Below are 20,122 nucleotides of genomic sequence, written 5' to 3' on the forward strand. Positions count from 1 at the left end.
CAACTCCTGTTGCCGCAAGGCCCGCGCGATCTGGCGGCCCTGCTGTCGCGCCGCCACGACAAGGTCGCCCTGGCCGCGCTGCAGGCCCTGGACCCGCCGCCGGCCAAGATCCGCGACAAGATTCGCGCGGGCGTGATCGCCCGGCTGGACGCCGCCCGGCGCGACGCCGAGGCCTTGCGCAAGCTGTCGGCCTTCCTGGCCTTTCCGACCAACATGACGCTGGCCCTGGGCCTGATCTGGGAAAGCGCCGACGTCCTGTGGCGCTGGGCCGGCGACACGGCCACCGACGAGAATCACTATTCCAAGCGGGCCATCCTGTCGGGGATCCTGGTCTCGACCCTGGCCGTCGACATGGCCTCGGGCCGCGAGTCGGCGCTCAAGCATCTGGAGGGCCGCATCGACAACGTCATGGCCTTCGAGAAGTGGAAGGCGGGGATCAAGCCGATGAACCTGGCCGCGGAAGTGGCGGGGGCGCTGGCGCGGATGCGGTACGGGCGCGGCTAGAGTTCCTTCTCCCCTTGCGGGAGAAGGTGTCGGCATAGCCGACGGATGAGGGGTCTCTCAGATGCTGGACGCCGTGCGCGGCTGGGCCGGCCATCGCCCCCTCACCCGACCTCCTTCGGAGGCCGCCCTCTCCCGCAAGGGGAGAGGGATCAGGTCAGAGCCCGGTCCACCGCGGCCATCGCGTGCAGCGTCGTGGTGTCGAACACCGGCACGGGGCTGTCGGCCTCTCCGATCAGCAGCATGATCTCGGTGCAGCCCAGGATGATCCCCTGCGCGCCGCGCTCGACCAGGCGCTGGATCACCGCGCGGTAGACCTCGCGGGAGGCGTCCAGCACCTGGCCGGTCACCAACTCGCGATAGATGATCCCATGCACCGCCACGCGGTCCTCGGCGTCCGGGATCAGCACCTCCAGGCCGAACTTGTCCTCCAGCCGGCCGCGATAGAAGTCCTGCTCCATGGTGAAGGCCGTGCCCAGCAGGCCGACCTTGGTGATCCCCGCGGCCTGGATCGCCGCCGCGGTTGGATCGGCGATGTGCAGCAGGGGGATCTGCACAGCCGCGTCGATGGCCCAGGCGCAGCGGTGCATGGTGTTGGTGCACAACACCAGAAAGTCGGCGCCGCCCTTCTCCAGGGCCTTGGCGGCGTCGGCCATGTGGCCGGCCAGGGCGTCCCAGTCGCCGGCGTGCTGCAGAGCCTCAATCCTGGCGAAGTCGAACGACCACATTAGGGTGCGGGCCGAGGCCACGCCGCCCACCCGGTCGCGGACCCCTTCGTTGATCAGCCGATAGTACTGGGCCGAGCTCTCCCAGCTCATGCCGCCGATCAGGCCGATCATCGCTTGCTCGGCCATGCGTCTCTCCAGGAAGGCGCCACGCCGGCAGCGCGCCTTTCCGCCAAGCTAGGGCGCCAAGTCCCGAAAGCAAACGCCCGGAGGCCCGCCATGGGCACCGTGATCCCTAGTCCTCCAGCCCCCGCAACCGGTTCACGTGACCCATCTTTCGCCCCGGCCGGGCTTCGCCCTTGCCGTAGAGGTGAAGGCGGGTCTCGGGCTCGGCGGCCAGCTTGGCCCAGGCGTCGGCTTCCTGGCCCAGCAGGTTGGTCATCTCGACATGGGCGCGCGGGACGGTGGGGCCGAGCGGCCAGCCGGCGATCGCGCGGATATGTTGCTCGAACTGGTCGACCTCGCAGCCGTCCTGGGTCCAGTGGCCGGTGTTGTGCACCCGGGGGGCGAACTCGTTGACCAGCAGCTTGCCGTCGGCCAGCTCGAACAGCTCCACCCCGATGACGCCGACATAGTCCAGGGCGGTCAGGATCTTGGCGACGATGGCCTCGGCCTGGTCGCGAGTGGCGGTGCTGACCTTGGCCGGGGCGCTGGTGCGGCGCAGGACGCCGTTCTCGTGATGGTTTTCCGACAGCGGATAGCAGGCGATCTCGCCGTCATGGCCGCGGGCGGCGATCACCGACAGTTCCCGCACGAAGTCGGCCGGGGCCTCGAGGATGGCGGGCTGGCCGGCGATCGTCTGGAAGGCGGCGGCGGCGTTGGACGGGCGCTGGATCCAGGCCTGGCCCTTGCCGTCATAGCCTTCGCGGCGGGTCTTCAGCAGCGACGGGGCGCCGATCTGGGCGACGGCGGCGGCCAGGTCGTCGGCGGTCTCGACCGAGGCGAAGGCCACCGTCGGCACGCCGATCTCGGCCAGGAAGCTCTTTTCCACCACCCGGTCCTGGGCGGCCGCCAGGGCCTTGGCGCCGGGGGCGACCAGCACGCCCTGGGCGGTCAGCTCGGCGACCGTGGCGGCCGGCACGTTCTCGAACTCGTAGGTGACGACGTGGCAGACCTCGGCCAGGCGCCGCAGAGCCCAGCGGTCGTCATAGGGGGCGACGATCTGGCGCGAGGCCACGCGGCCGGCCGGGCTGTTCTCCTCGGGATCCAGGATCACCACGTCGAAGCCCAGGCGGGCGGCGGCCAGGGCCAGCATGCGGCCCAGCTGTCCGCCGCCGAGAATGCCGATCGTGGAGCCAGGGGCCAGGGGAGGGGCGGGTCTCATCAATCTTCAACGCTTTCGACGACGCTGTCGGTCTGTTCGGCGCGGAAAGCCGCCAGGCGCTGGGCCAGGGCGGGGTCCGAGATCGCCAGGATCTGGGCGGCCAGCAGGCCGGCGTTCTTGGCCCCGGCCTCGCCGATGGCCAGGGTGGCGACCGGAACGCCGCCCGGCATCTGGACGATGGAGAGCAGGGAATCCAGGCCGTTCAGGGCCTTGGACTGCACCGGCACGCCTAGCACCGGCAGGATGGTCATCGAGGCCACCATGCCCGGCAAATGCGCCGCGCCGCCGGCCCCGGCGATGATCACCTTGTGGCCGGCGGCCTGGGCGCCGGTGGAGAACTCGACCAGCCGCTGGGGCGTGCGGTGGGCCGACACGACCTTGGCCACATAGGCCACGCCCAGGGCGTCGAGCGCATCGGCCGCCTTCTGCATGGTCGGCCAGTCCGAGCGGCTGCCCATGATGATGGCGACGGGTGGCGTGGCGGTGGGCATCGGCGACGATTTCCCCAGAAAGCAGCGGTGGAGCGTCCCCTGGAAGTTTCAGAGCGCTCAGTGACCTGACGGCCGTGAATCGCGGGCCTTATAGCCGCTGGCGCCCAGGCTCCAAAGCCCGTTCTCACCTGAAAACCGCAGCCGATCCCAAGAGATAGTGCGCCGCCGCGACGCTGCGACACATGGCCGTCGCCATTGTCATGGTTAATGAAAGAACGCAGAAATATCCAAGCTTCACCACAAGTGATTCCCTCAGTGGTTTCCGGGCGTTCCATGAAGATCACCAGCGTTCGCACCGAATCCTTCTCGGCGATCCGCCGCCGGGCGCTGACCGAGGCCGCGGGGCCGGCGGTGGCGCGGGCCGTGGTCGCCGCCGACACGGCCGGGTTCCTGGGCCTGTCGGAAGCCGATCTGACCCCGCAGGTGCAGGGCGCGCTGAAGACCCTGATGGTCGAGATCGACGACCTGCGCAAAGAGGTCGCCCGGTTGAAGTTCAAGCTGGGCGAGGCGCAAGGCTTGGCCGACCTGGACGTGCTGGCCCCGGTTCTGAACCGCCGGGCGTTCCTGCGCGAGATCAAGCGGGTCGCCGCCTTCGCCCAGCGCTACGGCTCGCCCGCCAGCCTGGTGTTCTTCGACCTGGACGGCTTCAAGGCCGTCAACGACCGCTTCGGCCACGCGGCCGGCGACGAGGCCCTGAAGGCCGTCGCCGGGCGTCTGCAGGCCAATGTTCGCGAGAGCGACGTGGTGGGCCGGATCGGCGGCGACGAGTTCGCCGTGCTGCTGGTCCAGGCCGATCAGGCGACCGCCGCCTCCAAGGCCGAGACCCTGGCCGCCGCGGTCTGCGGAATGCCTGTGCAACTGGGCGAATGGTCGGCGCCGCTGCGCCTGTCCTGGGGCGTGCGCGAGATCGAGGCCGGCGCAGACCCCGAAGTCGCCCTGGCCGAGGCCGACGCGGCGATGCTCCTGAAGAAGCGGGCGCGCAAGGAAGCCTAGGGGCTCTCCGACCGCCGGCTCGCTCCTAAGCGATGATGTCCGGCATCAACTGGTCTTCCAGCCGCACGATCTCGTCCTTCAGGGACAGCTTGCGGCGCTTGAGGCGGGCGATCTGCAGCATGTCGGGCATGGGGCGTTCTTCCAGGGCGGCGACCGCGTCGCTGAGGTCCTGGTGTTCCTCGCGCAGCGTCGCCAGGCGCCGCTCGAGGGCGATGTCGCTGTCGTCTGAAGCGTCGTCGTCGTTCATGGACGCCCCTGCTGTCGTGGCCCGATGATCCCCAAGGGGGCGGTGATAGATAGCAAAGCCTGACAGTGGGTAAAGGGTATCACGCCAAGGGGCCTCCAAGCGCGTCGGAAAGGGCGCGCAGGGCGGACTCGCGTGGCGGGTCGCCGGACGCCCGAGCGGCCTCCAGCAGGGCGTCGAAAACGTCCAGCTTCGCGCCCGGCTCGCCGCTGAGGGCCTCCAGGCTCTCCATCAGCACCTTCTCGCCGTGCAGTTCGGTGGCCTTGACCGCGTTGCGGAAATCCTCGCGCGCGCCGTCGTCGATCCCGGGCCAGGCCGGCTTGATCGTGCGGCGGATGGCGCGGAGCGGCGAGCCGACCTCGGCGTCCCAGCGCTTGACCAGGCGAGCGGCCTCGGAAGCGTCGGCCGCGCGCCCTTCGCTGGCTCGCCAGGCTGCCCACAGCAGATAGGGCACGTTCTGGCCGTGTCCGTCCTGAAGCGCCAGGCACGCCTGTGCGACAGACGGTCGCGCATAGACCTCCAGGGCCCATTGCCAAAGCCGCATCGTCGTTAACCCCTCAAGCCCTTTCAGGCGTCGCCAGTAATGGTCGCCAGGTCTTCGCCCCAGCGTTTGACCGGCCGCCAGGACAGGCCGAACAGGTCGAACGCGCGGCCCACCGATTGGTCGACCATCTCAGCGATCGATTGCGGTTTTGCGTAGAAGGCGGGCAGGGGCGGCGCGATCACCGCGCCCATCTCGGCCAGCTTGGTCAGGGTGCGCAGATGGCCCAGGTGCAGCGGCGTCTCGCGCACCATCAGCACCAGGGGGCGGCGCTCCTTCAACGTCACGTCGGCGGCGCGGGTCAGCAGCGAAGCCGTTACGCCGGTGGCGATCTCGCTCATGGTCCGCACCGAGCAGGGCGCGACGATCATGCCCAGCGTGCGGTACGACCCCGAGGCGATCGCCGCGCCGACATCGCCTACACGATGGACGACATCTGCCTTTTCATTGACCTCCCCGACGGAAAATCCGGTCTCCTGCGACAGGGTCAGGACCGCCGATTTCGACAGCACCAGGTGGCTCTCGACCCCCAGTTCGCGACAGGCGTCCAGCGCCCGCAGGCCGTAGACAACCCCTGACGCGCCAGAGATTCCGACGACGAGACGAGGTCTTTCGGGCGAGGCCAGCGGGTCCGACATGGTGAATTTTCGTCCGTCTTGGGAGCAAGCTGCGCCAGGTCAAGCGCCGCCGATTGCAATCATATGTGATCTGACAGCTTCGACCAGCGGGTGTTGACTTCGACGTCCACCAGCAAGGAGCCGACAGCCATGGCCATCGAATCCCGTATCCGCGAGCTTGGATCCCGTCATGAGAACCTCGACCGCACGATTCAGGAGGAGACCCGTCGTCCCGTCAGTGACACCACCCTGCTCAGGGAGTTGAAGCGGCAAAAGCTCAGGCTCAAGGAGGAAATCGAAGGCCTTAGGGCCCGACTTCATTAGCCCCCTCCAACGTCCCCGCGTCGTGAGACGGCGGTGACCGACCGAGGAGGCCGAAATCGAAAAAGGCCCGCTCCGTTCAGACGGAGCGGGCCTTTTGATTCTTCCCCGGGGGAAAGAGGACCGATCAGTCCTCGTCGTCCTCTTCGTCGGCCACGTAGGTCGACTTGCCGAACACGTCTTCGGCCTTGGGCTCGATGCGGCCCTTGCGGATCGCGGCCTCTTCGGCGTCGTGGTCGTCCGGCAGGATGCTGGTTTCCGAGGCCGGACGCAGGGTCGGGTCTTCCGGCAGGATGCCCTTCTTCAGGTCGTCCTTGGCCTTCTTCTCGGCGGCCTTCTTGACCAGGGCGTCCAACTCCAGCTGGCCGACCAGGCCCAGGGTCACCGGATCGACCGGTTTGATGTTGGCCGCGTTCCAGTGCGTGCGTTGGCGCACCTGGTCGATGGTCGACTTGGTGGTGCCCAGCAGCTTGGAAATCTGCGCGTCGGTCACCTCGGGGTGGTGGCGCAGGAACCAGGCGATGGCGTCCGGGCGGTCCTGGCGACGCGACACCGGGGTATAGCGCGGCGCCTTCTTCTGCGGCTTCAGCAGTTCGGCGTGGCGGCTGACCTGGGCCTTCATGCGGTAGGCGTCGTTGGCCTGGGCCTTGTCCAGCTCTTCGCGGGTCAGTTGGCCGTTGCCCATCGGATCGGCGCCGCGGATGTCGCGGGCGACTTCGCCGTCGGCGATGCCGCTGATTTCCAGCGGATGCAGGCCGCAGAAGTCGGCGATCTGTTCAAAGGTGAGCGACGTGTTTTCCACGAGCCAGACGGCGGTCGCCTTGGGCATCAGGATGTCGGCCATGAGGGGCTCCAGAAATGACGGCGCCCGACCTTGCGGCCGGGCGGGATGTTCAGCCTGGAGCTATAATGCGGTTCTTCATGAAATGGAACGGGGAAGCGCAGGGGACGACAACGGGCGATGGACCGCCATTGAGATAACAGCGTTCCATAAAGTGCTGCGGCATCGGTGGATTGAACTTCTCAAGCCGATGGAACCGTGCTTGGCTGCAACCTAGGGCGTTTCGGGGGCGGTCTTGAGGGTTGCCAGGGCTTTGATCGGCATAGCCGCGCTGGGTGCGGGGGCGATCATTCTGAGCGCTTGCGTGGCAATGCCGCGTGGGCCGGCTCCATCGCCGACTATGGCGGCCTACAGACCTGTAAAAATCCAATCCGTGACAGCCTCGCAGTTCTACTATGCGCGGTCCGATATCTTCGAGGCCGCGGGCGGGGATGACGCCGGCCGTCTTAGCGTGATGCTTAGTCGAGCCTCCTTCGGTCCCTACAACTTGCCGGCCTTCCTCGATCTGATGGAAGGCATGGCCTACGATTTCTTCCCGAGGTGCGCGGGCGCGGCGTCGTTGGCCAATCGCGCCAGGCAGCCCATCCATGCTGGGACATCGGTCGTCGACCTGGCGTGCTAGAGCGCCCTTACACGAGGAGGCAAGATGTGGCGTCGGCTGGTGGTGCGAAGGCCCTGAGCCGGGCGATCAAGGGCGTTGCGGCGATCGCGGCCCTCGTTCCGGGCGTGGCGATGCTGACGAACGTGGTGCCGCTGCCGACCGAGGCGGATCAGTTGCTTGGGGGGCTTTGCCTGGTGTTCGGTGCGGCGGTGGTCATTGCCGTGGTCGCTCTCAGAACCAGGATTGCAAAGCTCCCCCCAGGCTTGGTCGCGGGGCTGGTGTTGGCAAGCTGTTGTGTCGGGGCGGTGTTCGCCATCCAGTACTTCAGCTTCGGCGGAACCCACGTCATCGCCTATGTCGACCGACGCCTCGATGGAACGAGCAACGAGGTTCGGCTCATCGCCCCCCTTAAGCCCTCGCCCGAACTGTCGGCGATTCTCGCGGAATTCGGCGGACACTATGAGGAAGCGCTGCATTCCCCCCTTCACAGGAGCCAGGTCGCGCGCCTGATGTCGAATGAGAACAAGTCGGCGGCCGCTCTTCTTGCGACCTACCTCATTCTGGCCGAAGCCCTGATGATCGGAGCCCTGGTCGCGGGCGCCTGGCGGGTCGCTGCGTTCTTCGAAGACGATTCAGGGCCCGCCTGAACTCGTTTCGCCCTACGTCGCCAACACCACCTTGCCCACGTGCTCGCCCGCTTCCAGATGGGCGTGGGCCTTGGCGGCGTCTTCCAGCGGGAACGTCGCGTCGATCACCGGCTTGAGCTTGCCCGCCGCGATCCACGGCCAGACCACGCGTTCGATCTCGGCGGCCAGGCGGGCCTTCTCGTCGGCCGAACGGGGGCGCAGGGTCGAGCCGGTGATCACCGCGCGCTTCTGCATGATCTTCATCACCGGAACCTCCAGCACGGGCCCGGCCAGGGCGGCGATGTAGACGATGCGGCCGCCGGTGTTCAGGGCGTCGAGGTTCTTGTCGAAATAGCTGGCCCCGACCATGTCGAGCACCACATCGACCCCGCCGGCCGCCTTGGCGACGGCCGCGAAGTCCTCGGTCTTGGCGTCGATCGCGATGTCGGCGCCCAGGGCCAGAGCCTGGGCCTTCTTGTCGGCCCCGCGGCCGGTGGCGATCACCCGCGCGCCCTGCGCCTTGGCCATGGCGATCGCCGTTGTCCCGATACCGGACGTCCCGCCATGAATCAGAAGCGTCTCGCCAAGCTTGAGTGCGCCATGTTCGAACACATTGGCGAACACCGTGAACACCGTCTCGGGCAAGGCGGCGGCATGGGCGAAGTCAAAACCGTCCGGAATGGGCAGGGCGTGACGGGCGTCGACCACGGCGTACTGGGCGTATCCCCCGCCGCCCAGCAGGGCGCAGACCTTGTCGCCGGCCTTCCAGCGTCCCGATCCCGTGACGACCTCGCCCGCCACCTCCAGGCCCAGGGTGGTCGGCGCGCCGGGCGGCGGCGGGTAGAAACCCAAGCGCTGCAACAGGTCCGGGCGATTCACGCCCGCCGCCCGCACGCGGATCAGGATTTCGCCGGGGCCCGCCTCGGGGCGATCCACGGTCACCGGACGCAGGGCTTCAGCCGGCCCTTTTCCGCCTTCGACGGCGATGGCGGTCATGGTCTCGGACATGGTGGAAAGATCCCGTGAGGCTTGCGTCGCGCCCTTGGTAGGCGTCAGATGCCGGATCGAAAAGGGGTCGAGCAAAGGGAGACCGATCCGATGATGGAAGAACCGGTCGAGCCGCGCGCCTTCCGTGGCGATGCGCTCAACGCCACCATGCACGAAGACCTCGACACCTATGGCGTGGCCGAGTTGGAAGAACGGATCGAGGCGTTGGAAGCGGAAATCGCCCGCACCCGCGCCCAACTCAGCAAGAAGAAGGCGGGACGCGACGCGGCCAATGCGATCTTTGGTCGCCTGGACTAACGATCGATTTACGCTACAGGCGGACTCTTGGGCCGCCTGACTCGGCTATCGGCCTCGGGGCGAACTTGGGGAGGGCGGTCGCGAAATGGGACGGTTGTGTCTGGCACGGGGGTTGCAGTCCCCCCTGTCTGGCGAGACGTTCTCGCGGCCTTTCGAAGGGGCAAAAAGCAGCTATGACCGAGTTGAATGTGGCCCAGGCCCCCTGGCGTGCCGGCGTGATCCAGGATTTCGCTCGCTCCGAGCTGTTTGACCGGACGTTCGAGGAGGGCATGACGCTGGTCGAGGAGACCGCCGCCTATCTCGACGGAGCCGGCCGCCACGACAGCAAGATCCTCTCGCGCAACGCCGCCCTGGCCTATGCCAGCGAAAGCATGCGCCTGACCACGCGCCTGATGCAGGTCGCCTCGTGGCTGCTGGTCCAGCGCGCGGTGAAGGAGGGCGAGATGGAGGCCCAGGCCGCCTGCGCCGAGAACTATCGCCTGGGCCTGGAGGCCGGCGAGCCCGCCCCGGTCGAGGACCTGCCCTTCGGCCTGGTCAATCTGTTGCAGCGTTCCGAGCGGCTCTACGAGCGCGTCCGTCACCTGGACAAGCGCATGTACGTCGAGGCCGCCGCCGACGAGGAAGCCCCGCGCCCGGTCCAGGCCCACTTCGACCGTCTCAACGCGGCGTTCGGAGCGGCTTAAGCCGCGCCCTCTTCCCCCTCTGGGGGAGGAGGGCCGCAGGCCCGGAGGGGGCAAGTGTTAGCCGCACTACGCTAACCCCTGTCCGCCTCGCCGCTTCGCACTTGCCCCCACCTGACGGCTACGCCGTCTGTCCGCCCCCATGGGGGGCGGAAGCCGCCCGAAACAGAAAAAGGCCGGCCCGCGAACGCGGAGCCGGCCTTTCGTCGCCTTGCGGCGAGAAGCGTGAAACGCTTACTTCTTGGCGGTGAAGCCGGCGAACTTCGCGTTGAAGCGCGAGACGCGGCCGCCACGGTCCAGCATCTGGCTGTTGCCGCCGGTCCAGGCCGGGTGCACGCGCGGATCGATGTCCAGCGCCAGGGTCGCGCCTTCTTTCCCGTAGGTCGAACGGGTCTGATAGGACGTGCCGTCGGTCATGGTGACGGTGATGAAGTGATAGTCGGGGTGAATGTCTTGTTTCATCGGGCGATCCAACCGACTTGAGGCGGCGTGTAATGTGGGCGGGCGCCAAACCTTGCGGGTGGCTCTCGGAGACGCGCGGCTATAAAGAAAGCGCGCGAATTTGGCAAGGGACAGTTGATGAGCGACGTGAACGCGGGCGAGATTTCGGCCGAGGGCAGGCCGAGCGCGGGCGCTGAGCTGGTGCAGACCTTGGCCGAGGCGGCCAACCGCCGTCCTCGCCGCAAGGACATCCGTCCACTGGCCCATCTGCTGCCTTTCGTGCGCCGCCACATCGGCGACGCCCTGGCCGCCGGCTTCTTCCTGCTGTTCTCCACCGGGGCCACCCTGGGCCTGACGGGCGCTTTCAAGGGCGTCATCGACAAGGGCTTCACCAAGGGCTCGGGCGACGCGATCAACAGCGCCTTCATCGGTCTGGCGGCGGTGGCGCTGCTGCTGGCCGTTGCCACGGCCCTGCGATTCTTCTTTGTCACCCGGCTGGGCGAGCGCGTGGTCGCCGATCTGCGGCGTGCGCTGTATGGCCACACCCTGAAACTGGACCCGGCCTTCTTCCTCAAGACCCGCACCGGCGAGGTGCTGTCGCGGATGACGACCGACATCACCATCATCGAGCAACTGGTGGGGACCAGCGTCTCGGTCGCCTTGCGCAACATCCTCAGCCTGATCGGCGGGCTGGGCTACATGGCCGTGGTTAGCCCCAAGCTGGCGGGCTTCATCGTGCTGATGGTGCCGGTGATCCTGGCGCCGATCTTCCTGTTGGGCCGCAATGTGCGAAAGCTGTCGGTCAGCGCCCAGGACAAGTTCGCCGACGCGGTGGGCTATGCCGGCGAGAGCCTGGACGCCCTGGACACCGTCCAGGCCTTCGGTCGTGAGAGCGCGGCCGACAACCGGTTCGGCGGCGCCGTCGAGGCGGCCTACAAGGCGTCCGTCAAGCGGATCAACGCCCGCGCCAGCATGACCGCCGTGGTCATGGCGCTGGCCTTCTGCGGCGTCACCCTGCTGCTGTGGGTGGGCGCGCACCTGGTGCTGACCGGCGAGATGACGGCCGGCACCCTGGCCCAGTTCGCCCTGCTGGCGATCTTCACCGCCGGCTCGGTCGGCGCCCTGGGCGAGGTCTGGGGCGACGTCCAGAAGGCGGCGGGCGCCATGGAGCGGATCTCCGACCTGCTCAATTCCGAGCCCGGCATCGCCGCGCCCGAAAAGCCCCAGACCCTGCCGGTTCCGGCCCGGGGCGCCATCGCCTTCGAGGGCGTGACCTTCGCCTATCCCGGCCGCCCCGACCTGCCGGCCCTGAAGGGCTTCGACCTGGTCGTGAAGCCCGGCGAGACCGTCGCCCTGGTCGGCCCCTCGGGCGCGGGCAAAAGCACCGTCCTGCGGCTGCTGCTGCGCTTCTATGACCCGCAGGCGGGCGTGGTCCGGCTGGACGGCGTCGACCTGCGCGACGCCGATCCCGCCCAGGTGCGCGAGCGCATGGCGCTGGTGGCTCAGGACTCGCCGCTGTTTTCGGGGTCGGCGATGGACAATATCCGTTTCGGCCGCGAGGACGCCACCGAGGCCGAAGCCCGCGCCGCCGCTGACGCGGCCCAGGCCACGACCTTCATCAACGCCCTGCCGGAGGGCTTCGACACCCCGGTCGGCGAGCGGGCCAAGACCCTGTCGGGCGGCCAGCGTCAACGCCTGGCCATCGCCCGCGCCCTGGTCCGCAACGCGCCGATCCTGCTGCTGGACGAAGCCACCAGCGCCCTGGACGCCGAGAACGAGCGCCTGGTCCAGAAGGCCCTGCACGACGCCATGAGCGAGCGCACGACCCTGGTCATCGCCCACCGCCTGGCCACCGTGCTCAAGGCCGACCGCATCGTGGTCATGGAGGACGGCCGCGTGGTCGAGCAGGGCACGCATGCCGAACTCTCGGCCCAGGGCGGGCTGTACGCGAAGCTGGCCCGGCTGCAGTTCGGGGTCGAGGCGGCCTAGGTCTTCACCGCCGCCGTCGCGGCGGGCAGGGCGGCCGTCAGGCCTTCTTCGCGACGGATGATGTCGATGTGCTCCAGCTGCAGCCGAAGCTCCTGGATCGCCTTGGTCTCGGGCATGCCCTGGCTCTCGGCCCAGGCGGCGACGGCGGCCAGGGCCTCGCCGATCCGGCCCAGCTGTCGGCCGTAGCTGCCGACCTCGTTCAGCACCCGGGTCTCGACGCCAGGCGCGCCGGAGGTCCCCAGGTTGATGCTGAACAGGCTGACATTGCCGAAGGTCCAGGACCACGGATTGATCGTCTGGGTCAGCTGGCTGGGGGCGAGGGCGAGCTTGAAGTCGGGCATGGCGGGGCTCCCGTGATGATGCATCATCAACGCTGAGATGTGTCTCGGCGCGGGACATCTTCCGGGATCAGGCGACAATCGTATTCGCGCTGGAAGTTTGGGCGCCTAGACGGCCTCGCGCCCCTCCAGAGCTTCTAGATCCACCTCCAGCCGCTTCCTCAGCTCTTCGCGCCCCAGCGTGGTCAGCCGCGCCGCGCGGCTGCCGGCGAGCCTTTCGATCCAGCCCAGGGCGATCAGGCGGCTCAGCAGGCTCACGCCCAGCGGGCCGGCCAGGTGATGGCGGCGTTCGGTCCAGTCCAGGCACTGGCGGGCGGCGCCGCGCTTGGAGCGCATCGCATCCAGGTCCAGGCCCAGGTCCTCGAACCAGGCGCGGCCGGCGGGCGGGACGTCATAGAGCTTGCCGTCGACCGGACGGATGATGTCCTGGGCCGCCAGGGCGTCGGTCACCGCGATGCCCAGCCGGCCGGCCAGGTGGCCGTAGCAGCAGCGGCCGTCGCGTAGGGCGCGGGCCTGGGGCGAGCGCGGCTGCTCCAGCGAGCGGACCGGCGCGGCCAGCACGGCCAGGGCCTCCAGCACATGGGCGACCTCGGCGTTGGCCAGGCGGTAATAGCGGTGACGACCCTCGCGCTCGACGCTGACCAGCCCGCCGTCGACCAGCTTGGCCAGGTGATTGCTGGCGGCTTGGGCGGTCAGGCCGGCGGCCCAGGCCAGGGCGCCGGCCGGATGGGCCCGCCCGTCCTGCAGGGCCTGCAGCATGGCCGCTCGGCTGGGGTCGCCGATCAAGGCGGCGGGGGAGGCGATGTTGGCTTCCATGGCAATAATATAGGGCAACGGCAGGCTGGATGCTTCAGCCGTCGCTGTAACATCGCGGGCCAAACCAAGCTTAGATCGCCCCATGACCAATGTCCGAGTCGCGTCCCCCGTCCTTCCGCTCCGCCTGCCGCTGATCCTGGTGGCCGCCAGCTTCGGCTTCACGATCGTCCAGCTGGACGTGACCATCGTCAATGTGGCCCTGGACGCCATCGGCCGCGAGTTCGGGGCGACGACCGCCAGCCTGCAATGGGTGGTCGACGCCTACACCCTGCTGCTGGCGGCGCTGCTGCTGTCGGCGGGCGCGCTGGGCGACCGGTTCGGACCGCGACGGGCCTTCCTGACGGGGCTGGTGCTGTTCGCGATCTCGTCGGCGGCCTGTGGGCTGGCCCAAAGCGCCTCGCAGCTGATCTTGTCACGCGCTGTCCAAGGTGCGGCGGCGGCTCTGCTGGTGCCGCCGTCCCTGGCCCTGATCACCCACGCCGCGGCCGGCGACGACAAGGCGCGGGCCTGGGCCGTGGGCTGGTGGACGGCGGCCGGCGGGGTGTCGATCGCCGCCGGACCGGTGATCGGCGGCCTGCTGATCGGCGCCCTGGGCTGGCGCTGGGTGTTCCTGGTCAACCTGCCGCTCTGTCTGGCGGGCGCGGCCCTGACCCTGGCCTTCGCGCCTGAGATCCCGCCGCGCGAGAAGCGGCCGTTGGACATCCCAGGCCAAGTCCTGGGCTTCCTCGCCCTGACCGGCCTGGTCGGGGCGGTGATCGAGGGCGGCCATCGCGGCTGGAGCGACCCGCTGGTCCTGGGCGCCTTGACCGGCGGCCTCGCGGCGGCGGCGGCCTTCCTGGCGGTCGAGAAGCGCAGCGCGCATCCAGCCGTGCCCTTGGAGGTGTTCAGGACCCGCATGGTTTGGTCGGCGGTGGTGATCGGGGTGGCGGTGAACTTCACCTATTACGGCGTGATCTTCGTGCTGGGTCTCTTCCTGCAGCGGTCGGCGGGCTACGACGTCGTGCGCGCCGGCCTGGCCTTCCTGCCGCTGACGGCGACGTTCATCGTCTCCAACCTGTTCAGCAGCCGCGTCGCCCACCGCTTCGGCCCGGCCCGGACCATGGCCGGCGGCGTGCTGGTGGCGGCCCTCGGCTACGCCCTGACCAGCCGTCTGGCGCCGACCACGCCGTTCTGGTTGATGATCCCCGGCTTCCTGCTGATCCCCGGCGGCATGGGCACGGCGGTGCCGGCCATGACCAGCGCCCTGCTGGCCAGCGTCGACCGCCATTTCTCGGGTACGGCCTCGGGCGTGCTGAACGCCTGCCGCCAGGCGGCCGGCGCGGCGGGGGTGGCGGTGATGGGCGCCCTGGCGGCCGGAGGTCCCGAGCGGATCGCCGCCGGCCTGCGGACGTCCGGCATGATCGCCGCCGTCGTGCTGTTGGGCGCGGCCTGGGTGGCCTGGCGCAGCGGGGGCCGGAAGGCCGCGAGTGTCGGCTAGCAGACCGCAACTGAATGAAATATCGCCCGTTTTCGCCTTGGCAGGCGGGAACGGGCTGTTTTTCATTGGATGAGAGTCCCAGGTTCCAGCGCCGCGGCTTGAAACCCCGCCCGCCATGAGGTCTGCTGCACCTTGGCCGTTGATCGCGGCCGGGAAGGAACACGGGCATGGTGGACACCCGTGATCAGGAGCTCGCTCTGGAGACATTCGCGCCAGGCGACATGCGCGAACGGATCGACACGCTCGACTGGGCGGCGACGCCGCTTGGACCGCGCGCGACCTGGTCGCCCAACCTGACGTTCGCTGTCGACATGATCGTCGCCAGCCGGTTCCCCAGCGCTCTGCGCTGGGGTCCCGAGATGGTGCTGATCTACAACGACGCCTATGCGCCCATGCTGGGCGAGCGCCATCCTTTGGTGCTGGGCAAGACCTTCGCCGAGGCGCCGCCGACCTCGGCCGCAGACGCCGAGGGACCCGAGCGGGCGATCCTGACCGGAGCCAGCGGCGGTACGGTCATCGAGGACCTGCTGCTGACCAGGGTCCATCCGGACGGTTCGTCCACCGAGGGCTTTTTCAACGTCAGTCTGAGCCCCATGCCCGACGCGGCCGCGCCGTTCGGGGTGGGCGGCGTGCTGATCGCCCTGACCGACGTCACTAGGCGCGTTAAGGCCGAGCAGGCCCTGCGCGCCAGCGAGGAGCGCTACCAGCTGGCCCTGCGGGCGGCCAGCGGCGTGGGCGCCTGGGACTGGGACGTCGTCGCCGACAAGGTCTATGCGGACGCCCGCTACGCGATGTTTCACAACGTCGATCCCGAGCGGGCCGCCGCCGGAGCGCCGCTGGCTGAATACACCAAGGCCCTGCATCCAGAAGACTTCGCGCGGCTGCTGGAGTCCGGGCGCACTCATCTGAGGACCACCAGTGATTTCGACGAGGAGTACCGGTTGATCCAGGCCGACGGCTCGATCCGCTGGGTGCAGACCCGCGGCCAAGTCGAGCGCGACGCCAACGGCTGGGCCGTCCGCCATCGCGGGGTGATGGTCGATATCACTGAGCGCAAGCGTATCGAACAGGCGCTGGAAGCCGCCGAGGCCGACCTGCGCATCGCCGTTGACGCCGCGGGCCTGGGCCGCTGGGACAACAATCCTTCCACCGGTGAACGGTACTGGGACCCCCGGTGCCGCGAGATCTTCGGCCTGCCGGTCGGCGAAACCGCGGCCTCGAACACGACCTTCGCCCGGCTGGTTCATCCAGACGACTATCCGCGCCTGCTGGAGGCGATGCGGATCGCGATGGACCCGGCCGGCCTGCCTGGGACCCATGTGTTCAACCAGGAATACAGGATCTTCCGCGGCACGGACGGCGCCCCGCGCTGGATCGAGGCGTTTGGCCGGGCTTTCTTTCAGCACGGCCAGTGCGTGCGCTTTGTAGGGGTGGTCTCGGACGTCACCGAGCGCAAGCAGGCCGATGCCGACCGCGAGTTGCGCGAGGCGACCATGGCCCTGGCCCTGGACGCCGGCAATGTCGGAACCTGGGACTACGACGTCCGCAAACGTCATCTGCGCTGGTCGGAGCGGGCCTCCGACATGTTCGGCATGGCGCCGGGCGCGGATGTCGGCCTGGACGACTTCTTCGCCGCCATGCACCCCGACGACCGTGAGGCCACGCGTGAGGCCCTGCTGGCGGCGATGAACCCGAAGCAGCGCGCCGAAATCGACGTCGAATACCGCACGATCGGCCGTGACGATCGCCGGGAACGCTGGATTTCGGCCAAGGGCCGGGGCTTCTTCGACGAGAGCGGCAAGCCGGTGCGGGTGGTCGGCGCCACGGTGGACATCACCGAGCGCAAGAAGGCGGAACTGCATCTGCGGCTGCTGGTCAATGAACTGAACCACCGGGTGAAGAACTCGCTGGCCACGATCCAGGCCATCGCGGCCCAGACCTTCCACGCCGCCCGCTCGCTGCCGAAGGCCCAGGAGGCCTTTTCCGCCCGCATCGTCGCCCTGGCCGAAGCCCACGACCTGCTGACCCGTGAGAACTGGGAAGGGGCGGACCTGCTGGACCTGCTGGGCCGGCTGGAGGATTTGCACGGTGGACAGGGACGTTTCACGACCGAGGGCGGATCGGTGCGGCTGTCGCCCCGCATGGCCCTGTCGTTGTCGATGGCCCTGCACGAACTGGCGACCAACGCGGTCAAATACGGGGCGCTGTCGGCGCCGCAGGGTCACGTGCGGATTTCGTGGAGCGTGGTCATGGGCGGCGCTCATCCCCGCCTGGTCCTGACCTGGACCGAGAGCGGCGGACCGCCGGTGTCGCCGCCGACCCGGCGCGGCTTCGGCTCGCGGCTGATCGAGCGCGGCCTGGCCGCGGAACTGTCGGGCGAGGCGCATATCGACTTCCAGCCTGGCGGCGTGGTGTGCCGGATCGAGGCGGGGCTGGACGGGTAGGGGCGGTCGCTCTCAGCGATCAACCGGCGCCGGGGGGGGCGGCTGCGGGCCTTACGGCGCGGAGCATGGTCGCGCCCAGGGCCATCAGGGTCAGCGGGACCAGGGCCAGCAGCCAGACGAAGGCGATCGTCATGAGTTGCAGCACGTTGAATGTGACGGTCAGGGCCGGGAAGTCCCGACAGGACCGTCCCCGGTGGTTCTGCGAGCGGAACGTGGTGCGCACGGCGGGCATGGGGAGTCTCGGATCGGCACGATGCTCCGTCCGACGCATAGCCTAGAGGCGCCGGACGGCGACGCAATCCGGCAAAACCCTGGCGAAGCCTTATCGAACTCGGAGATTGCGGGCGATCTGGGCGTCGCTGCGCCGCAGGCTCAGCAAGGCCGCGCCCGCCAGGCCCAAGGGGATCAAGGCCCAGGGCCAGAAGCCCGCGACGGCGATGCCGGTCGCCCCCGCCACCAGGGCCGAGACCAGCATCTCGGCGATGGTGGCCATCCACGAGGCGCCGCCGCGTCGCTTGAAGTCCGACCGCTTGCCCGGCCGCTGATGCCAGATGTTGATCAAGCCGCTGCTCCAGGCCGCCAGGGCCGCGCCCAGGGCCGTCCAGGCGCCGGCGGCCGGCATGAACCAGGTCAGGGCGGCGATCGGCACGACCAGGAACAGCGCCACCGGGATCAGGGCGGCCGCCAGCTTGGCGCGGCGCAGGGTGGCGGTCTTGGCCGGCGACACGGCCAGCAGGTCGGGCGCCTCCTCGGCCGACAGGGTGATCCAGGCCAGGCTCCCGGCCACTTGCCCGGCCAGGAACGCCACCACCCCGGCCCCACCGGCCAGGGCCGCGCCGGTCCCGTGGGCCGCGTTGCGGCTCAGCACCAGGGCGGTGGGGATCAGGTACAGCACCCGCAGCAGCACCTGCGACAGCAGGGCCGCGTCGCGGCCGATCAGCAGCAACTCCTTGCGCAGGGTGGCCAGGAACGGTCCGGCGGCGAAGGCGCGCCGGGCGCCGTTGCGGCTGGCCTTGGTCGGCTTCGCGCCCGTCTTGCCCTGGGTGGCGGCGGCCGCGTCCGAGAACCGCCGCCCCAGGGCCAGGGCGGCCAGGGCGAACAGGCCCGCCGATCCGGCCAGCAGGGCCAACAGCGGCAAGGGCTCGCCCAGCATGGCCCGCAGCGGCAGGCTGACGATCGGCGCCGGATGCAGCCGCCCCTCCATGGCCTGGCGGGTGATTTCGGCGAACAGGCTGTTGCTCTTCTGCGCGCCCAGGATCGTGCGGGCCTGGCTGGCCAGGAAGAAGGCCGCGCCGACCAGGGCCGCCAGCACCTGGGCCACGGTGCGGGTGCGACGTGGGCCGATCAAGGCGAACAGGACCATGGCCAGCATCAGGCCGGCGGCGGTCGCGGCCAGGGCCAGGGCGCCCAGCACCCCGAACACCCCGATCCAGCCCGGGTGTCCGTAGATCACGGACGGACCCAGCAGGGGCGTGACGATCAGCAGGAAGATGGCGACCACCCCGCCGGCCACGCCCAGCGAGCGCACGAACAGCACCTTGGCCGGCCCGATCGGCGAGGAGAACAGCAGGTCCAGGTCGCCCCGGTCGTACAGCGCCTCGCTCGAGGCGCTGAGGGTCTGGGACAGCATCAGGGTGAAGACCACCGCGCTGCTCAAGGCCGCCAGGCTGATCGAGATCGGGTTGATGGGGACCTGGACGTCATGCAGGCCCAGCGCGATCAGCACGCCGCCGCCCACCAGCATCGCCGCAACGACGGACAGGCTGATCAGACCCCGCGCCCCCTTGCCGGCCCGGCCGGCGCGGAAGTTGCGCCAGTAGATCCGCATCTCGTGGGCCAGAAGCCAGAGGATCGAGCCCGGCGCGATCAGGGTCACGCGACCACCCCTTGGGCGACCCCGCCCGTCGAACCGTCGGTGGCGGTCAACTGCAGGAACACGTCCTCCAGGCTGGAGCCGCCTTTTCCTTCGCCCGCCTGGGTCCGCAGGGCGTCCAGCGTGCCCTCGGCCAGCAGACGCCCGCCGGCGATGATGCCGATGCGGTCGGCCATCCGCTCGGCCACCTCCAGGATGTGGGTGGTCAGGATCACCGTGCCGCCGGCGTCGACCCGCTCCTGCAGCATGTCCTTGACCAACCGCGCGGCGGCGGCGTCCAGGCCAGTCAGCGGCTCGTCCAGGATCAGCAGGCGAGGGTCGTGGATCAGAGCGCCGGCCAGGGCCACCTTCTGCTTCATGCCGCGCGAGAAGGCCTCGCAGCGGGTGCGAGCCTCGGCCGCCAGGCCCAGCTTGGAAAGGAGCTCTTCGGCCCAGGCCTTGGCGGCCTTGGGCTCGATGTTCCAGAGGCCGGCGACGAACTCCAGATATTCCAACGGCGTCAGCCGGTCATAGACCATGGCCTCGTCCGGGGCCCAGGCGGTGATGGCCTTGGCGGCGGCGGGGTCGGCGCGGGCGTCGATCCCGAAGATGCTGATCTCGCCCTTGTCGGGCTTGGTCAGGCCCGCGACCATCCGCAGGGTGGTGGTCTTGCCCGCGCCGTTGGGTCCCAGCAGGGCGTACAGCTCGCCGGCGTGGACGGTGAGGTCCAGGTCCATGACCGCCGGCTTGGTGAAGGTCTTGTCGAGGCCGCGGACGATCAGAGCTTCGGTCAAACGCGGCGTCTCCCCTGCGTGTCGGGGTCATGTGAACGCGATTGGGCGCGGGGGTTCAAGTGGCGGCGGGACCGACGGGAGCAGTTCGAAAGTTATCCACAGGGCCGCATGGCGAACACTCTAGATGCTCCCCCTCTGGGGGAGCTGTCGCGGAGCGACTG

General features: G+C 69.2%; 23 protein-coding genes. 9 read left to right on the top strand and 14 right to left on the bottom strand.

Features of this window, described 5'->3' with window-relative positions:
- The coding region (locus tag WAL33_RS01580; RefSeq protein ID WP_422177820.1) for a COQ9 family protein at window positions 1–504 on the top strand (504 nt) is incomplete at its 5' end.
- Between the two features lie 149 nt (window positions 505–653).
- Here WAL33_RS01580 and WAL33_RS01585 read toward each other — a convergent pair.
- The 3 genes from WAL33_RS01585 to purE all read right to left on the bottom strand — a co-directional run bounded on the left by WAL33_RS01585 (window position 654) and on the right by purE (window position 3,041).
- Window positions 654–1,355, bottom strand: a complete 702-nt coding sequence (locus WAL33_RS01585; RefSeq protein ID WP_422177822.1) for an aspartate/glutamate racemase family protein — start codon at window positions 1,353–1,355, stop codon at window positions 654–656.
- Between the two features lie 106 nt (window positions 1,356–1,461).
- Entirely contained in the window at window positions 1,462–2,550 is a 1,089-nt protein-coding gene (locus WAL33_RS01590) for a 5-(carboxyamino)imidazole ribonucleotide synthase (protein WP_422177824.1), read from the bottom strand.
- A complete protein-coding gene (gene purE / locus WAL33_RS01595) occupies window positions 2,550–3,041 on the bottom strand; it encodes a 5-(carboxyamino)imidazole ribonucleotide mutase (protein WP_422177826.1) in 492 nt (163 codons plus the stop codon). The genes WAL33_RS01590 and purE overlap by 1 nt, the downstream gene beginning before the upstream one ends.
- A gap of 273 nt (window positions 3,042–3,314) precedes the next feature.
- Between purE and WAL33_RS01600 the strand changes: the two genes are divergently transcribed.
- Complete coding sequence (locus tag WAL33_RS01600; RefSeq protein WP_422177828.1) at window positions 3,315–4,034, top strand: GGDEF domain-containing protein; 720 nt, start codon at window positions 3,315–3,317, stop codon at window positions 4,032–4,034.
- Between the two features lie 25 nt (window positions 4,035–4,059).
- On the opposite strand, the gene WAL33_RS01605 is transcribed toward WAL33_RS01600, so the two are convergent.
- From WAL33_RS01605 to WAL33_RS01615, 3 genes are all read right to left on the bottom strand, one after another.
- On the bottom strand, window positions 4,060–4,281 hold the full coding sequence (locus WAL33_RS01605; protein WP_422177830.1) for a YdcH family protein: 222 nt from the start codon (window positions 4,279–4,281) through the stop codon (window positions 4,060–4,062).
- A 79-nt stretch (window positions 4,282–4,360) separates the two neighbouring features.
- Entirely contained in the window at window positions 4,361–4,822 is a 462-nt protein-coding gene (locus WAL33_RS01610) for a TIGR02444 family protein (protein ID WP_422177832.1), read from the bottom strand.
- Between the two features lie 23 nt (window positions 4,823–4,845).
- On the bottom strand, window positions 4,846–5,457 hold the full coding sequence (locus WAL33_RS01615; RefSeq protein ID WP_422177834.1) for a UbiX family flavin prenyltransferase: 612 nt from the start codon (window positions 5,455–5,457) through the stop codon (window positions 4,846–4,848).
- Window positions 5,458–5,586: 129 nt separating this feature from the next.
- Here WAL33_RS01615 and WAL33_RS01620 point away from each other — a divergent pair, with 129 nt between their 5' ends.
- Window positions 5,587–5,760, top strand: a complete 174-nt coding sequence (locus WAL33_RS01620) for a YdcH family protein (RefSeq protein ID WP_035072566.1) — start codon at window positions 5,587–5,589, stop codon at window positions 5,758–5,760.
- A 124-nt stretch (window positions 5,761–5,884) separates the two neighbouring features.
- Here WAL33_RS01620 and WAL33_RS01625 read toward each other — a convergent pair whose 3' ends face one another.
- A complete protein-coding gene (locus tag WAL33_RS01625) occupies window positions 5,885–6,601 on the bottom strand; it encodes a DUF1013 domain-containing protein (RefSeq protein WP_422177836.1) in 717 nt (238 codons plus the stop codon).
- A gap of 645 nt (window positions 6,602–7,246) precedes the next feature.
- Here WAL33_RS01625 and WAL33_RS01630 point away from each other — a divergent pair.
- Entirely contained in the window at window positions 7,247–7,846 is a 600-nt protein-coding gene (locus WAL33_RS01630) for a hypothetical protein (RefSeq protein ID WP_422177838.1), read from the top strand.
- A gap of 12 nt (window positions 7,847–7,858) precedes the next feature.
- Here WAL33_RS01630 and WAL33_RS01635 read toward each other — a convergent pair whose 3' ends face one another.
- A complete protein-coding gene (locus WAL33_RS01635; RefSeq protein ID WP_422177840.1) occupies window positions 7,859–8,833 on the bottom strand; it encodes an NAD(P)H-quinone oxidoreductase in 975 nt (324 codons plus the stop codon).
- A 90-nt stretch (window positions 8,834–8,923) separates the two neighbouring features.
- Here WAL33_RS01635 and WAL33_RS01640 point away from each other — a divergent pair, with 90 nt between their 5' ends.
- Both WAL33_RS01640 and WAL33_RS01645 read left to right on the top strand, forming a co-directional pair.
- Entirely contained in the window at window positions 8,924–9,130 is a 207-nt protein-coding gene (locus tag WAL33_RS01640) for a DUF1192 domain-containing protein (protein WP_422177842.1), read from the top strand.
- A 173-nt stretch (window positions 9,131–9,303) separates the two neighbouring features.
- On the top strand, window positions 9,304–9,813 hold the full coding sequence (locus WAL33_RS01645) for a DUF1465 family protein (RefSeq protein ID WP_422177844.1): 510 nt from the start codon (window positions 9,304–9,306) through the stop codon (window positions 9,811–9,813).
- A gap of 231 nt (window positions 9,814–10,044) precedes the next feature.
- On the opposite strand, the gene rpmE is transcribed toward WAL33_RS01645, so the two are convergent.
- Window positions 10,045–10,272, bottom strand: a complete 228-nt coding sequence (rpmE, locus tag WAL33_RS01650; protein ID WP_041538860.1) for a 50S ribosomal protein L31 — start codon at window positions 10,270–10,272, stop codon at window positions 10,045–10,047.
- A 114-nt stretch (window positions 10,273–10,386) separates the two neighbouring features.
- Between rpmE and WAL33_RS01655 the strand changes: the two genes are divergently transcribed.
- Entirely contained in the window at window positions 10,387–12,240 is a 1,854-nt protein-coding gene (locus WAL33_RS01655) for an ABC transporter transmembrane domain-containing protein (RefSeq protein WP_422177846.1), read from the top strand.
- Here the strand turns inward: WAL33_RS01655 and WAL33_RS01660 are convergent.
- Together WAL33_RS01660 and WAL33_RS01665 are read right to left on the bottom strand one after the other, a co-directional pair.
- Window positions 12,237–12,581, bottom strand: a complete 345-nt coding sequence (locus WAL33_RS01660; RefSeq protein WP_422177848.1) for a hypothetical protein — start codon at window positions 12,579–12,581, stop codon at window positions 12,237–12,239. The two genes, WAL33_RS01655 and WAL33_RS01660, sit on opposite strands and share 4 nt — an antisense overlap.
- A 105-nt stretch (window positions 12,582–12,686) precedes the next feature.
- The gene (locus WAL33_RS01665; protein WP_422177850.1) at window positions 12,687–13,412 is read right to left on the bottom strand and encodes a metalloregulator ArsR/SmtB family transcription factor; all 726 of its coding nucleotides are present in this window, start codon (window positions 13,410–13,412) and stop codon (window positions 12,687–12,689) included.
- A 64-nt stretch (window positions 13,413–13,476) separates the two neighbouring features.
- Here WAL33_RS01665 and WAL33_RS01670 point away from each other — a divergent pair, with 64 nt between their 5' ends.
- The gene (locus tag WAL33_RS01670; RefSeq protein ID WP_422177852.1) at window positions 13,477–14,871 is read left to right on the top strand and encodes an MFS transporter; all 1,395 of its coding nucleotides are present in this window, start codon (window positions 13,477–13,479) and stop codon (window positions 14,869–14,871) included.
- Between the two features lie 167 nt (window positions 14,872–15,038).
- Window positions 15,039–17,315 carry a PAS domain-containing sensor histidine kinase gene (locus tag WAL33_RS01675; RefSeq protein WP_422177854.1) on the top strand — a complete coding sequence of 759 codons (2,277 nt, stop codon included), beginning with the start codon at window positions 15,039–15,041 and terminating at the stop codon, window positions 17,313–17,315.
- Between the two features lie 19 nt (window positions 17,316–17,334).
- Here WAL33_RS01675 and WAL33_RS01680 read toward each other — a convergent pair whose 3' ends face one another.
- The 3 genes from WAL33_RS01680 to WAL33_RS01690 form a co-directional block, all read right to left on the bottom strand.
- Complete coding sequence (locus WAL33_RS01680; RefSeq protein ID WP_422177856.1) at window positions 17,335–17,547, bottom strand: hypothetical protein; 213 nt, start codon at window positions 17,545–17,547, stop codon at window positions 17,335–17,337.
- A 90-nt stretch (window positions 17,548–17,637) separates the two neighbouring features.
- Window positions 17,638–19,191 (bottom strand): hypothetical protein, encoded by a 1,554-nt coding sequence (locus tag WAL33_RS01685; protein WP_422177858.1) that lies wholly within the window; start codon window positions 19,189–19,191, stop codon window positions 17,638–17,640.
- Window positions 19,188–19,904 (bottom strand): ABC transporter ATP-binding protein, encoded by a 717-nt coding sequence (locus WAL33_RS01690; protein WP_422177860.1) that lies wholly within the window; start codon window positions 19,902–19,904, stop codon window positions 19,188–19,190. The genes WAL33_RS01685 and WAL33_RS01690 overlap by 4 nt, the downstream gene beginning before the upstream one ends.
- Window positions 19,905–20,122: the final 218 nt, after the last annotated feature.

Source organism: Caulobacter sp. (assembly GCF_049283275.1).
Lineage (GTDB): Bacteria > Pseudomonadota > Alphaproteobacteria > Caulobacterales > Caulobacteraceae > Caulobacter.

What these genes read in the sequence shown, in the direction of transcription:
- WAL33_RS01680 (WP_422177856.1), bottom strand. Translation starts at nt 17,547, where the DNA reads ATGCCCGCCGTGCGCACCACGTTCCGCTCGCAGAACCACCGGGGACGG.
- WAL33_RS01605 (WP_422177830.1), bottom strand. Translation starts at nt 4,281, where the DNA reads ATGAACGACGACGACGCTTCAGACGACAGCGACATCGCCCTCGAGCGG.
- WAL33_RS01670 (WP_422177852.1), top strand. Translation starts at nt 13,477, where the DNA reads ATGACCAATGTCCGAGTCGCGTCCCCCGTCCTTCCGCTCCGCCTGCCG.
- rpmE (WP_041538860.1), bottom strand. Translation starts at nt 10,272, where the DNA reads ATGAAACAAGACATTCACCCCGACTATCACTTCATCACCGTCACCATG.
- WAL33_RS01610 (WP_422177832.1), bottom strand. Translation starts at nt 4,822, where the DNA reads ATGCGGCTTTGGCAATGGGCCCTGGAGGTCTATGCGCGACCGTCTGTC.
- WAL33_RS01690 (WP_422177860.1), bottom strand. Translation starts at nt 19,904, where the DNA reads ATGGACCTGGACCTCACCGTCCACGCCGGCGAGCTGTACGCCCTGCTG.
- WAL33_RS01660 (WP_422177848.1), bottom strand. Translation starts at nt 12,581, where the DNA reads ATGCCCGACTTCAAGCTCGCCCTCGCCCCCAGCCAGCTGACCCAGACG.
- WAL33_RS01615 (WP_422177834.1), bottom strand. Translation starts at nt 5,457, where the DNA reads ATGTCGGACCCGCTGGCCTCGCCCGAAAGACCTCGTCTCGTCGTCGGA.
- WAL33_RS01585 (WP_422177822.1), bottom strand. Translation starts at nt 1,355, where the DNA reads ATGGCCGAGCAAGCGATGATCGGCCTGATCGGCGGCATGAGCTGGGAG.
- WAL33_RS01620 (WP_035072566.1), top strand. Translation starts at nt 5,587, where the DNA reads ATGGCCATCGAATCCCGTATCCGCGAGCTTGGATCCCGTCATGAGAAC.
- WAL33_RS01635 (WP_422177840.1), bottom strand. Translation starts at nt 8,833, where the DNA reads ATGTCCGAGACCATGACCGCCATCGCCGTCGAAGGCGGAAAAGGGCCG.
- purE (WP_422177826.1), bottom strand. Translation starts at nt 3,041, where the DNA reads ATGCCCACCGCCACGCCACCCGTCGCCATCATCATGGGCAGCCGCTCG.
- WAL33_RS01645 (WP_422177844.1), top strand. Translation starts at nt 9,304, where the DNA reads ATGACCGAGTTGAATGTGGCCCAGGCCCCCTGGCGTGCCGGCGTGATC.
- WAL33_RS01640 (WP_422177842.1), top strand. Translation starts at nt 8,924, where the DNA reads ATGATGGAAGAACCGGTCGAGCCGCGCGCCTTCCGTGGCGATGCGCTC.
- WAL33_RS01590 (WP_422177824.1), bottom strand. Translation starts at nt 2,550, where the DNA reads ATGAGACCCGCCCCTCCCCTGGCCCCTGGCTCCACGATCGGCATTCTC.
- WAL33_RS01675 (WP_422177854.1), top strand. Translation starts at nt 15,039, where the DNA reads ATGGTGGACACCCGTGATCAGGAGCTCGCTCTGGAGACATTCGCGCCA.
- WAL33_RS01625 (WP_422177836.1), bottom strand. Translation starts at nt 6,601, where the DNA reads ATGGCCGACATCCTGATGCCCAAGGCGACCGCCGTCTGGCTCGTGGAA.
- WAL33_RS01600 (WP_422177828.1), top strand. Translation starts at nt 3,315, where the DNA reads ATGAAGATCACCAGCGTTCGCACCGAATCCTTCTCGGCGATCCGCCGC.